This is a genomic window from Maribellus comscasis (assembly GCF_009762775.1).
Taxonomy (GTDB): Bacteria; Bacteroidota; Bacteroidia; order Bacteroidales; family Prolixibacteraceae; genus Draconibacterium; species Draconibacterium comscasis.
Genome location: NZ_CP046401.1, coordinates 3,025,360 through 3,037,377, shown reverse-complemented (window position 1 = coordinate 3,037,377; position 12,018 = coordinate 3,025,360). Strand labels below are relative to the sequence as shown.

Sequence of the window (12,018 nt, the reverse complement as noted above, 5' to 3'; positions counted from 1 at the left end):
AAATGTTTCCGGGGTTTTTATTTGAATAATAATCTCAGAACCTTAAAAACCCACTTTTTATACGGAGGATATCGCAGAGGCAAATCAATTTTCGAAGATGTTTTCATGACTGAACGTTCATGCGAAAAAACATCAAAACTACGTTTACCGTGATATGAACCCATTCCGCTGTTGCCAACACCGCCAAAAGGCAATGAAAGATTAGTAAAATGGATAACGACATCATTTATCATCGCATCTCCGGAGGCAGTTCTTTTTAAAAATTCTTTTTGCTTTTTGCGGCTTTCAGAAAAATAGTATGTTGCCAGTGGTTTCTCTCCCCTTCTCAGGAAAGAAAAGACTTCATCCAGACAATGAAAACTTAATACAGGCAAAACCGGACCAAAAATCTCATCCCTCATTACCGGTGAGTCCGGTAAAACATCAGTTAAAATTGTTGGTGAAAAATAATTTGTTTTTTCATCGTAATCGCCGCCGTAATAAACAGTAGAACCTTTCAATAATTCTGATACCCGCCGTACAGCAGATGAACTAACTATTCTTGTGAAATCACGGTTTTCCATAGGAGATCCGGGATACATTGCTTTGATGGAGGCTACCATCAATTCCAGAAATTTATTTTTTACCGATTCATGTACAAATAAATAATCAGGTGCTACACACGATTGTCCGCCATTTAACAATTTCCCCCAGATAATACGCCGGGCTGCAATTTTAAGATTTGCATCTTTATCTACAATCACAGGATTTTTCCCGCCCAGTTCGAGTACAACCGGTGTGATGTGTGTTGCCGCTGCCTGTAAAACAATTTTTCCTACACGCGAACTCCCGGTAAAAAAAATTTTATCCCATTGATAAGAAAGCAATTTCTGGCTTTTCAATGCATCACCTTTTACAACAGACACATACTCTCGGTCAAAAACTTCACTGATTATTTTTTCAATAATATCTGTAACGTTTGTAACTGCCTCGGAAGGTTTTAAAACAGCAACATTCCCTGCTGACAAGGCTCCAACCAACGGAGCTATTGTTAGCATAAAAGGATAATTAAACGGGCTTATGATCAAAATTCTACCCAAAGGTTGTTTGTAAACAAAACTCTTTGAAGGAAACGCATACAAAGGAGTTCCGGCTCTTTTTGGTCTGGCCCACCTTTTTAAATGCTTTATGTGCTGTGTCAGTTCGTTTTGCACCAGACCAATCTCGGAACTTATTACTTCAAATTTACCTTTCCCAAGATCTTTTCGAAAAGCTGTAATTAATTCTGCCTCGTACTTTTTTATCGCCAATTTTAATTCCTTTAACTTTTTAATCCGAAAATTAACGTCAAGGGTAATATTGGAATAAAAAAAATCATCTTGCGCCTGAATTATCTGTTTCAGCTTTTTCATTTCTCCGGCAAGTTGATTTTCGAGCATTTGGTCATCGCTTTTATCATCGATTGTTCAATAGTATTGTAATCCAGAATTTTTTTCCCAATAAAAATAACAAAAATTGCCAATTGTTTTTCTGCCTCTTTTTCTGTCAATAAATGTTTATTCAAACGATACGCTTCCCGCATTCTCCTTTTTAACAGATTTCTTTGTACAGCTTTTTTGAAACTTTTTTTACTAACGGAAAAACCGATTTGAACCTTACTTTTAACTGGCAGTTCACAATGCAGATAAATTACTTTCAACGGAAAAGATATAAATGACGTCCCTTCAGAAAAAAGTTGGTCGATCACCTTTTTGCTGCAAAGCTTCTCCTTCTTTTTAAAGGTGTAGCTGCGATTATGCATTTCAAACTTTTGCGGAGATTTTTCCATTGTAAAGTAAAAAGGCTATCCATAAAAAGGACAGCCTTTAAAATTATATATTTTTCTTGTTAGCCGCTATTTATTGTTCTTTTTAATGTACTGATCCAGTGCCATTGTCATTGAGGGCGCCTGTGCTGTTGGCGCTTCAATATCCAAACGTAAACCGGCTTCGCGTACTGCCTGTGCTGTTGTTGGTCCAAAACAAGCAATCCGGGTATCGTTTTGTTTAAAATCAGGAAAATTCTGAAAAAGTGACTTTATCCCCGATGGACTAAAAAATACAAGGACATCGTAATTTACGTCAGCCAAATCTGATAAATCGCTACTCACGGTACGATACAAAATCGCCTTTGTGTATTTGTACCCTTCTTTATCCAAAAGTTCCGGAATTTCCTGCTTATGAATATCAGAAAGCGGGACAAGAAATTTCTCATCTTTATGCTTTTTCATCACATTTACCAGATCTGAAAACCGGCCATCGGCATAAAATATTTTTCTTTTTCGGTATACAATATATTTCTGAAGATAAAATGCAGTAGCCTCAGATATACAAAAATACTTCATCGAATCGGGTACAGTCAATCTCAATTCCTGGCTTATCCTAAAGAAATGATCGATGGCTGTACGACTGGTAAAAATTACTCCTGTGTGTGATAAAATCTGAATCCGGGTTTGCCGGAATTCTTTTGCCGATACACCTTCCACCTGAATAAACGGGCGAAAGTCGATTTTAACACTGTTTTTTTCTGCCAATTCAAAATACGGTGATTTTGTTGTGCTTGGCTCCGGTTGTGAAACTAATATGCTCCTGACTTTCAAAATTTTATGCTTTTAATGAAACTTATCCCCTTCTTACATGACTACTATTTTATAAATTAAAAGCAAGGGTAAAAATTCAAGGGAACAAAGGTACAAAAAGAGATAAAATATAGAAAACTGTTTTTTTAATAAAATTGAAATCCCTCTTCCCAACAACAAAAAATAAAAAACAACTGAGACCACGCATCCTGTAAATATCAGAAAATCAATATCTTCAATAGGGATAAAAGATATCAAAACTACGATCGGAAATAAGACCAAACCTGCAACTCTGTTAAAATTATCATGATTAAACAGGTATTCACCTGTTTCTTCCCAGCCTTCAACAACCTTCCCTACGGCGCGATAAACCATCTTCTTGGCAATAAAATAAATAAGGACGCTTCCAAAAAGCAAAAGAAACAAAATCCAGCCCCCAAAAGGAAATTTAAAGTTAAAATAGCTAATGATCTGAAACAAAAAAACAGAAAAAGTTAAATAAAAAAATATTTCCAGCCGGACAGCTCCGCTTGAAATAGAGTAATTTTTTTCTTCAATCATACGAAATGAGCTGGAATAATTTACAACCGACTGAAACAAATAATCTATATATTTTGAAAAAGAAAATTTAACCGAAGCAAACAAAATAAAAGCCGCCATTAAAACAAAGGTTAACCAATCCGTATTATAGGCATTTCTTTCACGAACGGGCAATCCAATTCCTTTTTCGGAAGCGACTTCTGATGTTGTTAAACTTACTTCAGTTTTTGGCTCCATATAACGCTTTCCGTTCACAACCAAGCGGTTTTCTCTTTGGCGTTGCCAATACCTTATTTGCGCCAAAGTTGGCTTTTCAATCTTCGGTGTTGTATCTGTTGCCGTTTTTGCAACGGTATCGCTTTCCTGAAAACTGGAGTTAATAAAATAAATCTCCTCGATGTGTATTTCTCCCTCTTCAACATTATCAGGCGTTGAATAAGGTGTTGTGAAGATATTATGCGGGTGTATAAAACTCAACTTCTATTTTCAAAATAAACCAGCCACAAAGATATGAATACAAAAACGATTGTTAAGATTTGTCTCCAACTTAAATTCAAATATTTTTGTTAATATTTAATTTAAACCAGATTCATTTTATGATTTATCTCGCTCCTTTGCAAGGACATACAGACTATATATACAGGAGGGCATATTCAACGGTGTTCCCGGGAATTGATACTTTTTTTGTTCCTTATATTTCTGTAAAAAACGATCTTATTCTGAATAAATATTTTGCAGAGATTGAGCCTGGTAATAACCTGCTTGAAGCCCGGGTAATTCCACAAATACTCGTAAAAAATGAAAAAGAAATTGTTTTTCTGTCGGAGGTTCTGAAAGACTTTGGTTACAAGGAAATAAACCTGAACCTGGACTGTCCCTACCCTATGGTAACAAACCGTGGCAAGGGTGCAGGATTATTACCAAACGCTGAACAAATCAAGAAAATACTGTATGCCTTTTATAATAAATCGCACCTTAAACTTTCAGTAAAAATGCGGGCCGGATTGGAAAACGAAAAAGAGATCGAAAAAGTTTTGCCTGTATTAAATTCCTTCCCTTTGACCGAAATTATATTACACCCGCGAAATGCAAAACAATTGTATAAGGGAAAAATTGCTGAACAGGCCTATTCCTTTGCTCTTGAAAACACAGAACACAAGCTGGTATACAACGGCGATATATTTTCAGTTGAGCACTTCCGGGAAAAACAATCAAAATTCCCGGGAACAGCAGGCTGGATGCTTGGTCGGGGCGTGCTAATGAATCCGTTTTTACCTTCGCAAATAAACGGAATCTCATTTTCACTTCGAGAAAAAGGGGAAAAACTTGTTGATTTTCACCGACTCATTTTTGAAGGAACTTATGCAAGAATGGATAATGAAGGAAATGTTCTGAATAAGATGAGACAGTTTTGGAACTATTTTAGTTATAATTTTAATGCTCAAAAAAAAGCATACAAACGAATCAAAAAAGCGAACTCAATAAAATCCTATCTCGCAGAAGTCAATAATCTTTTAAGCGAAAATTTCAGGTAAACGAACAGTTGTTTCGCTCATATTTTTCCATTAAATCCATGAGCAGGTATAGTTCCCGTTCTTCTTCGGAATCTTTTGGGGCCGCACAAATTTCAAGAAACCTTTTTAACGCGTCCCGATAATCGTCTTCTGTTTCAATTTGTAATAACATATTGCTAATGAGCATCTAACCAATTTTCGGCATTATTCATTTCAACCGTTAACGGAACGCCTACTTCAACAGCGTTTTCCATCTCCTGTTTTACTATTTCTTTTACCTTGTCAATTTCAGGTTTAAACGCATCAAAATTTAATTCGTCGTGCACCTGAAGCACCATTTTCGACTTCAGTTTTTTCTGGTCAAACTGCCTATAAATATTAATCATGGCTATTTTTATTATGTCAGCAGCCGACCCCTGAATTGGTGCATTTATTGCGTTTCGTTCAGCCATTCCGCGAACTACTGCGTTTGCTGAATTTATATCATTTAAATAACGCTTGCGTCCTTTAATTGTTTGTACATAACCTTGATTTCTTGCCAATTCTATTTGTTTATCCATAAATTCCTTGATTTTTGGAAAACTTTCAAAATAACCATCAATCAATTCCTTTGCCTCTGTACGTGGAATATTTAATCTTTGAGACAGTCCAAATGCCGAAATTCCATAAATTATTCCAAAATTGGCAGTTTTGGCTTTCCGCCGCATATCGGAAGTTACCTCCTTCTCAGGAACTTTGTAAATTTTTGCTGCTGTAATGGAATGAATATCCTTTTCTTCCTTAAATGCCTTTTGCATTTCATCGTCGTTGCTGAGAGCGGCCATTATTCGAAGTTCTATTTGCGAATAGTCAGCCGACAGGAAGGTGTGCTCGTTATCAGAAGGAATAAAAGCTTTACGAATTTCCCGTCCGCTTTCATCGCGAATAGGAATATTCTGCAGGTTGGGATTAACGGAACTTAACCGGCCGGTTGCCGCGATCGCCTGATTGTAAGAGGTATGTACTTTCCCGGTTCTTTTATTTACCAGCAATGGAAGTGCCTCAACATAGGTTGAAAGCAATTTTTTTAAGCCACGAAACTCCAATACTTTGCCCACAATCGGATGCCTGTCAACCAACCTGATTAATACGTCTTCGGAAGTAGAATACTGCTTGGTTTTTGTTTTTTTCGCATTCGAATCAATTTTTAACTTTTCAAAAAGAATCGGTCCAAGCTGTTTGGGAGAAGAAACATTAAACTCTTCCCCTGCCAAATCGATAATTTCTTCTTCAAGTTGAATTATTTGTTCCCGGAGGCGCCCGGCATAATCCTTTAACTCATCTACATTTAGTTTCACTCCGGCATTCTCCATATGAACCAACACTGGTATGAGTGGCATTTCCAACTCTTCAAAAAGCTCGCGAACTTCAGTTTTGTCTAAATCCGGATCGATAGCATGTTTTAACTGAAACGTAAGATCAGCATCCTCGCAGGCATAATCACGTAATTTCTCGGGCGGGACAGAACGCATCGTTATTTGTCCTTTCCCTTTCTTGCCGATCAGATGTTCAGTCGGAATCTTTTCATAATCCAGGTAAATCTCACACAAAAAATCCAGATTGTGTTTAAGCTCCGGCTGAATCAGATAATGAGCTATCATGGTATCGTAAATTTTCCCTTTTACTTCAATACCATAGTTACTCAGCATTAAAATATCATACTTAATATTCTGTCCTATTTTTGTAACATCCTCATCTGCAAAAACTTCACGGAACTCCTCTATCACTTTTTGTGCTTCTTCTCGGTTTGAAGGCAGTGTAACACAAAAAGCTTCGTGTTTGCGAAATGAAAATGACATACAAACAATTTCCGATGAATGTGTATCCAATCCGGTGGTTTCTGTATCAAAACAAAATTCTTCCTGAATAGAAAGCTCGGCTCTTAAACTTGCCCGCTGCATTTCATCCTCTATCAGATAATACTGATGCGGAATCGTTTTAATAGTGTTTCTTTTTTTGACCGTTGTTTCAGGTATATCAGAATCACCAAAAAGTGAGCCTTGCATAGCTGTTTCAACTTTAACTGCCTCAGTTAATTTTAGCCTTTCTGCAATGGTTTTAAACTCTAAATCGTCAAAAATAGCTTTTAATAGTTCTTTATTGATTCCCTCGCGGGTTAACTTTTCTTTTTCGAAATCTATCGGCACATCCTGAATAATAACGGCCAATTTTCTTGACAACCTGACCTGTTCTTCATAATTGACTAAATTTTCTTTTTGTTTGCCTTTTAACTTGTCAATGTTTCTGTAAATTCCGTCGATACTCCCAAACTCCTTAATGAGTTTTTCAGCTGTTTTGGGGCCAATTCCGGGGCATCCCGGTATATTATCGGCGCTGTCTCCCATTAAACCAAGGATATCGATCACTTGTTCCGGATTTTCAATCCCAAAATTTTCCTTTACTTCCTTTTGACCCCATACTTCTGCTACTCCTCCTGATTTAGCAGGTTTAAACATCAAAACCTCCTCGGAAACCAGTTGTGCATAATCTTTGTCGGGAGTCATCATATACGTAATAAATCCTTCTTTTCGAGCCTTTTGCGCCAGTGTACCAATTACATCATCTGCCTCAAATCCTTCTTTTTCTATGATTGGAATATTAAATGCTTCAATAATATTCCGAATGTATGGAATTGACTTACGTAAATCTTCAGGCATTTCTTCCCGGTTTGCTTTGTACTCCGGATACATCTTATGGCGAAAAGTAGGAGCCGAAACATCAAAAACAACACCAATATAATTTGGGTTTTCTGTTTCCAGCAATTGCACTAAAGTATTTGTAAAACCATACATCGCAGAGGTATTTACACCCTTTGAATTGAATCTTGGATTTCGGATAAAAGCAAAATAACTGCGGTATATTAATGCGTAAGCATCAAGAAGAAAAAGCTTTTTTGAATCTTTATCAGTCATGTTTTTTAAAGTTTTACTGGTTATCGGAAGCAAACCATTCGGCAAATGCTGTTACCGTTTCATATAAACGTATACTAAATAATGAAACACCTGAAGGCAAATGTTGTTGAAGTATTTCAGCGATATAAGCGACAATGTTTTCTGTGGTTGGTTGAAAACCGACCAATATTAAACGGTCGGTCGTTTTTTGCAATAATTCAATTTGTTCCCCGGGTACAAGTTCATTCACCATCAGTGCATGGTCAAAACGGTTGACAATCTGTGTTTTTACAATATCTTTCAAATCGGCAAAATCGAGTACCATACCATCTTTCGGATGCTCGGGTTGTTTTCTGGGCTCCCCTAAAAGTGTAACTTCCAGATTATAAGAATGCCCGTGAATATTCCGGCACAAACCATCATATTCATAAAGCGTGTGTGCCATCTCAAAATGAAAGCGTTTTGTAACTCTGATTTTTGGCATAAGTCGAAATCCTTTTTTTTTAAGTCTGTGAAAGTACAGTTTTTTGAGAAAAACGATAAAAAATGAATATTCTATTTCAATATAAATTAGCAGAAACAAAAAATCCGAGTTTACCAAACCCGGACTTACTGCAAAAATATCTCTTTGTTATTAGTCGTCAGAAAAACTTCTCCCGGTTTCTTTTAAGCCTTCCAAATCCTGTACAGTAAAATCGCCATAGAAAGAAACCACAAAGCGCATTTGGTCATCTGATTCGTTATTTAGAAAAACATGACATTCCTTAAATTTTTTCCTCCCTCCCAGAAGCCAAATCTCAGCATCAGAGTCGTTATCTTCATCTTCATATTTTTTGTATTGCGAAGGCAGCATCCCTACAGCTCTTTTTGTAAACTCCGGTCCACTCATTCCACCTTTTTTGGGGTTATAAGACATAAATCTTACTTCATTTAAATCTCCGGTAACCTTTTTTTCATCGTCATCATCACCGAGATCAATGTTAAATGCATCGGTCATGTTTTTGGTGAAACTAAAATTTGTAACTCCGTCCTTATTTGCAAATGCATCGTACATTCGGTATGATTTACTTTGTGCATTTGAAAGTTGAACTGCCAAAACAAGTGTAACTACAATAAAAATTCTGATTGTTCTCATGATATATATTATTTAAATGGAGACGATTATAAACAAATTTTATTACATATTTTTTAACCACGGAGCCCGTTGCTTTATTAGTCGTTATTGCTTTTGGTTTTATTTGTCCATTCAATAAACTCCCCGAATACTTTACTCCAGTTATCTATTATCTGATCGTTTTTCCTTTCTCTGTAGGAATGATCGTAGTTAATAAATACCTTAAATGCCAAATTATTTTTTCTATGTTGAATAAATTGAATTGGGAGTAAATAAGCTGTTTCAATTGGCGTACTTTCATCTTCTGTAGCAAATACTGAGTAAATAGGGATATCAATTTTTAAAAGATCATTAATTGGAGCTTCCTCATAAGAAGACCACCTTTTATTGGTAAACCCCCAATCATCAATTCCCGTTGAATTTGGGTTTTCTTTAATATTTTTATACCAGTCAATAAGTTCTTCGATATGAGTATGAGCCGCTGAGTCTGACTGTTGCTCCTTCAAGGCAGCGATCCTTTCAAACAAAGTAAATTCATAAAAATTGTTCAAAACATTACCTGACCAAAACCCAAGATGAGTGATGTTTGTATCCACCCGGGCAAGAGCTGCAGCTATTTGAGCTCCTTCTGAATGACCGTAAACAATAATTTTTTCAGGGTCTTTTAAATGATGCTGTTTAATATCTTCTATCGTTAAACGAATTTGATTGACCCTATATTCCCGGTAATTACATTCATTATATTTTTTAGGAACAGTAAATTCATCTTTATTGAAAATTCCCGATAAACCCGGCTTCGCTACAATTGCATATGCATAAGTCGAATCCAGGGTTTTGTAGTCGTCTTTGAACCATCCGATTAATCTCGCTTGTTCGTTTTTAAACTGATAGAAAAAAATAGGAAAAGGATCAGTCCCCTGTATAAAAAGAACCAGCTTAGCGGGCTTAGACGTATAATCTGTCAGATAATATACAATGGTATCTGAAGAAATGATAATTTTTTGTTCTGTAAATCCAAACTTATCCAGAGCCTCTTCGATTGTCGGTTCTGATTGAGTGGACAAAACGTAGTTCTGTGCCTTTACTGAAAATGAAATCAAGTTAATTACACTAATACAAATCACCTGTATTATTGTATATAAGTTTGTTACTTTTTCCATTTTCATTCAAAATGTTTACAACTCAAAAAAATTTTGTCAATCTATTAAAAGAATTCCTGATTTATTCCGGAGAAATAATTTTGGTGTTTATTAATTTGATGATTCTCTCATGGTAAGTCCGTCGGGCATCATTTCCCAGTATTTGCCAACCATATCGCCATCCCAGGTGTTGGAAACATTTTCAATGTCGTGAATTATTCTTACCATCTCGTCACCCAAATAAACTGTTTTGCCTTCGGGGACTTTTAAAGTAATATCCACCTCCTGGTCGCGCCATTTTCCTCCTTCTTTTATAAAAAAATAGGGGTCAAAAGTTAAAGTCGAATCTTCCAAATCAAAGTTATATACGATTTGTTCTGTTGATTCCTGCGCATTTTCCCGGGTCCTTCCGCGCGATGTTTTTTTGATTAAAAGTGAAAAATTATCTGTTCCTGCTTTTTCAATATCGAATGTTGGCAAACCAAGCATCACTTCCTCCCCATTCATTATAACCACTTTGAAATTATCAATCTCCCAATCCATTTCCACGTAATCGTCAAATTTATCTTCATCCAGTTGCAAATAAAGGGTGCTACAACTGTCACACGAAAGTATCTCGCTGTTTGAAATAGACGAACGGCTCTTATAGTTTCCAACCTGACTTGCCGATACAACAATTAACGAAACCAAAGCAACAAGCCACAAACCAATCATACTTAGTCCAATAGCTGCATTATTTGATTTATACCTGAACACCAGCTTGGTACCAATATAAAGCATGGCCAGCATCGGGATTCCAATCAAAAATCCAATGGCTATCATTCCAAAAGTTACTGTATCCGGTTCAACAAAATGGTTAAGAAAATTAGGCATGTGAATCTCAGGCCCCCAAACCAGTGGCCAGCCTTCAACAAACGATTGTCCGATTATTAAACTTGAAATAAGTCCAAGTATCCCAAAAAAAGCTGATAAAATCAGTATCACGCCGATAATTACTACAAAAATTTTCAGGATAACTTTCAACACATTAAATAAAACATCGCCTGCTCCTGCGACCGACTTTTTTCCTTTTGAATAACTATCTGATTCCTTAAATTTTTTATAACTTTCTTGTACCTCTTTTACCTCTTCTTTAATTGATTTTTCAATATTTTTCACAGTTGCTTCCTGTCCTCGCATTTCAAGACGCTGAGCTGTTGTAATTGCTTTCGGAACAGCAATCCAAAGAATGACATACGCTATCATTGCTGCCGGGAAAGTGACAAAAAACAAGATTGCAAAAATGATTCTCAGAACAACAAAGTCCATGTTAAAATAAGCTCCAAGACCACCGCATACTCCGCCCAAAACACGATGATCGGGATCCCGGTATAGTCTTCTTTTTCTCTTACTTTCTTCTGAAACAGGTTCTTCTTCACCTTCTTCTTCTGCGAAATCTTCAGGTGTTCCCATTGTTTCAACAACCTCTTCCACCCAGGCGAGCGTAACTACATTTCTATCATTCTCTGATTTCTCCGTAAAAATTTCTGCTATCCTCGCTTCAATATCCGACAAAATCTCTTTCCCCTCTTCAGTATTGCCAAAATGGGTTTTTAGATTTATCAGGTATTTTTGCAGCACTTCATAGGCATCCTCCTCTATATGAAAAATAGTACCGCTTATATTTATTGTAAATGTCTTTTTCATTTCAGTTGTTTTTTGTCTTAACGAATGTAATGGAACTTGCCTTTTTTGCTACTTTACTAATGGCTTGTTTCATTTAAATGATTTTTGAATTTCAAATACGGAAATATTAAGCTCTGCTATTTTTAATTTTTCCAACCGCGTCAACCAGTTCAGTCCACGAGCCCTCCAACTCTCCTAAAAATTGTCTTCCACTATCGGTTAATTCATAGTATTTTCGGGGAGGCCCCTGTGTTGATTCTTCCCAGCGATATGCCAATAATCCGGCGTTTTTCAGTCGGGTAAGCAGTGGATACAGTGTACCTTCCACCACTATCATCTTTGCTTCTTTTAACGACTGAATTATATCGCTGGCGTACAGAGGCTTTCCGTCAAGGACAAGAAGGATACAATATTCCAGTACCCCTTTCCTCATTTGTGCCTTTGCATTTTCAATTTTCATTTTTGTCTGCTTATATTTTCTACCATCCCAATCGCTCTCTCCAAAGCCTTGCCATACAAA

Annotated in this window: 12 protein-coding genes; 1 reads left to right on the top strand and 11 read right to left on the bottom strand. The window is 36.5% G+C overall.

Annotated features, from left to right (window positions below):
* Positions 1 to 17: 17 nt before the first annotated feature.
* The 4 genes from GM418_RS12010 to GM418_RS11995 form a co-directional block, all read right to left on the bottom strand.
* The gene (locus tag GM418_RS12010; protein WP_158866394.1) at positions 18 to 1,418 is read right to left on the bottom strand and encodes an aldehyde dehydrogenase; all 1,401 of its coding nucleotides are present in this window, start codon (positions 1,416 to 1,418) and stop codon (positions 18 to 20) included.
* Complete coding sequence (gene rnpA, locus GM418_RS12005; RefSeq protein WP_246222832.1) at positions 1,388 to 1,807, bottom strand: ribonuclease P protein component; 420 nt, start codon at positions 1,805 to 1,807, stop codon at positions 1,388 to 1,390. Before rnpA ends, GM418_RS12010 begins: the two co-directional genes overlap by 31 nt.
* Before the next feature lie 66 nt (positions 1,808 to 1,873).
* Positions 1,874 to 2,617 carry a uroporphyrinogen-III synthase gene (locus GM418_RS12000; RefSeq protein WP_158866392.1) on the bottom strand — a complete coding sequence of 248 codons (744 nt, stop codon included), beginning with the start codon at positions 2,615 to 2,617 and terminating at the stop codon, positions 1,874 to 1,876.
* 33 nt (positions 2,618 to 2,650) lie between these two features.
* Complete coding sequence (locus GM418_RS11995; RefSeq protein ID WP_158866389.1) at positions 2,651 to 3,613, bottom strand: DUF4271 domain-containing protein; 963 nt, start codon at positions 3,611 to 3,613, stop codon at positions 2,651 to 2,653.
* Positions 3,614 to 3,699: 86 nt separating this feature from the next.
* Between GM418_RS11995 and GM418_RS11990 the strand changes: the two genes are divergently transcribed.
* Positions 3,700 to 4,671: a tRNA-dihydrouridine synthase family protein gene (locus GM418_RS11990; RefSeq protein ID WP_158866387.1), complete on the top strand. Its 972-nt coding sequence runs from the start codon at positions 3,700 to 3,702 to the stop codon at positions 4,669 to 4,671.
* On the opposite strand, the gene GM418_RS11985 is transcribed toward GM418_RS11990, so the two are convergent.
* The 7 genes from GM418_RS11985 to GM418_RS11955 all read right to left on the bottom strand — a co-directional run bounded on the left by GM418_RS11985 (position 4,664) and on the right by GM418_RS11955 (position 11,958).
* The gene (locus GM418_RS11985) at positions 4,664 to 4,837 is read right to left on the bottom strand and encodes a hypothetical protein (RefSeq protein WP_158866384.1); all 174 of its coding nucleotides are present in this window, start codon (positions 4,835 to 4,837) and stop codon (positions 4,664 to 4,666) included. The genes GM418_RS11990 and GM418_RS11985 overlap by 8 nt on opposite strands.
* Positions 4,827 to 7,601, bottom strand: a complete 2,775-nt coding sequence (gene polA, locus GM418_RS11980) for a DNA polymerase I (RefSeq protein WP_158866381.1) — start codon at positions 7,599 to 7,601, stop codon at positions 4,827 to 4,829. Before polA ends, GM418_RS11985 begins: the two co-directional genes overlap by 11 nt.
* Before the next feature lie 13 nt (positions 7,602 to 7,614).
* Positions 7,615 to 8,064: a 6-carboxytetrahydropterin synthase QueD gene (gene queD, locus GM418_RS11975; RefSeq protein ID WP_158866379.1), complete on the bottom strand. Its 450-nt coding sequence runs from the start codon at positions 8,062 to 8,064 to the stop codon at positions 7,615 to 7,617.
* A gap of 150 nt (positions 8,065 to 8,214) precedes the next feature.
* Entirely contained in the window at positions 8,215 to 8,715 is a 501-nt protein-coding gene (locus GM418_RS11970) for a DUF4252 domain-containing protein (protein WP_158866376.1), read from the bottom strand.
* 77 nt (positions 8,716 to 8,792) lie between these two features.
* Positions 8,793 to 9,860, bottom strand: a complete 1,068-nt coding sequence (locus tag GM418_RS11965) for an alpha/beta hydrolase family protein (RefSeq protein WP_158866373.1) — start codon at positions 9,858 to 9,860, stop codon at positions 8,793 to 8,795.
* Positions 9,861 to 9,944: 84 nt separating this feature from the next.
* A complete protein-coding gene (locus GM418_RS11960; RefSeq protein ID WP_158866370.1) occupies positions 9,945 to 11,519 on the bottom strand; it encodes a PspC domain-containing protein in 1,575 nt (524 codons plus the stop codon).
* Positions 11,520 to 11,625: 106 nt separating this feature from the next.
* Entirely contained in the window at positions 11,626 to 11,958 is a 333-nt protein-coding gene (locus GM418_RS11955) for a PadR family transcriptional regulator (protein ID WP_158866367.1), read from the bottom strand.
* Positions 11,959 to 12,018 lie beyond the last annotated feature (60 nt).

Bases quoted from the DNA above. Each gene is read 5' to 3' on its own strand.
- polA (WP_158866381.1), bottom strand. From the start codon at position 7,601: ATGACTGATAAAGATTCAAAAAAGCTTTTTCTTCTTGATGCTTACGCA.
- GM418_RS12010 (WP_158866394.1), bottom strand. From the start codon at position 1,418: ATGCTCGAAAATCAACTTGCCGGAGAAATGAAAAAGCTGAAACAGATA.
- queD (WP_158866379.1), bottom strand. From the start codon at position 8,064: ATGCCAAAAATCAGAGTTACAAAACGCTTTCATTTTGAGATGGCACAC.
- GM418_RS11970 (WP_158866376.1), bottom strand. From the start codon at position 8,715: ATGAGAACAATCAGAATTTTTATTGTAGTTACACTTGTTTTGGCAGTT.
- GM418_RS11965 (WP_158866373.1), bottom strand. From the start codon at position 9,860: ATGAAAATGGAAAAAGTAACAAACTTATATACAATAATACAGGTGATT.
- GM418_RS11955 (WP_158866367.1), bottom strand. From the start codon at position 11,958: ATGAAAATTGAAAATGCAAAGGCACAAATGAGGAAAGGGGTACTGGAA.
- GM418_RS11985 (WP_158866384.1), bottom strand. From the start codon at position 4,837: ATGCTCATTAGCAATATGTTATTACAAATTGAAACAGAAGACGATTAT.
- GM418_RS11960 (WP_158866370.1), bottom strand. From the start codon at position 11,519: ATGAAAAAGACATTTACAATAAATATAAGCGGTACTATTTTTCATATA.
- rnpA (WP_246222832.1), bottom strand. From the start codon at position 1,807: ATGGAAAAATCTCCGCAAAAGTTTGAAATGCATAATCGCAGCTACACC.